At 48.0% G+C, this 768-nt stretch carries 1 protein-coding gene; it reads right to left on the minus strand.

Annotation, left to right across the window (positions count from 1 at the left end; all coding sequences use genetic code 11):
• Positions 1 to 61 precede the first annotated feature (61 nt).
• Positions 62 to 768, minus strand: a 707-nt coding sequence (locus GRP75_RS28515; protein WP_202404364.1) for a cell division protein FtsA, incomplete at its 5' end; no start/stop codon positions are given.

Consider the following 768-nt stretch of genomic DNA (forward strand, 5'->3'; position numbering starts at 1 on the left):
CCATCTCCCCCTCAATGTGCATGGATGGCCCGTCCATGATTGGCATAATTAGCAATGAACGTTATATAAATTCACTAAACATATTTTTTAAGCGTTCAATCAACCCCTGCTTTTGCTCGCCTTCCGCAGCGGGACTACTGCTTTTGGTTCGGTTAGTCGGCTTCTTGGTACTTCCGCCACTGTTGCTAACGCTAGTCGATCTTCCGCGATAGTAACGAATAGCATTATGCAAGATTCCAACTCCGCTCGTGTAACCCGGATCCCTTACACCGATAAAATTAGGTACGGCGATCCTTACGGAAGCGGCCAGTTCGCTTTGTGCCACCTGAAGTACACCAGGCATGGAGACGGTGCCTCCGGTAAGTATATAACCTCCCGGAAGCTCTGTGTAACCCAAGCGCTTAACTTCCGCCTGAATGAGTTGAAAAATTTCCTGCACTCTCGGCTCAATAATAGCAGCCAAATCCTGCTGGTTGAACTCCTTATCCACGTTACTGCCGATACGCGTCACTTTAAAGACGACATCGGCTGCCGCATCATCATACCATGCGCAGCCGTACTTAAGCTTTACTTTTTCGGCTTGATCGGTAAGGGTTCTCAGTCCGTAGGCAATATCATTGGTTACAAATTCTCCACCAATCGGAAGTGTAGATGTGGCAACAATCGTTCCTTCCTGGAAAATGGCAACATTCGTAGAACCTGCACCAATATCCACCAGCACCGAACCCATCACCTTTTCATCCTTCGAAAGAGACAATTGTCCGGCTC

Source organism: Paenibacillus sp. OT2-17, from assembly GCF_009827695.1.
Classification (GTDB): Bacteria; Bacillota; Bacilli; order Paenibacillales; family Paenibacillaceae; genus Paenibacillus; species Paenibacillus polymyxa_B.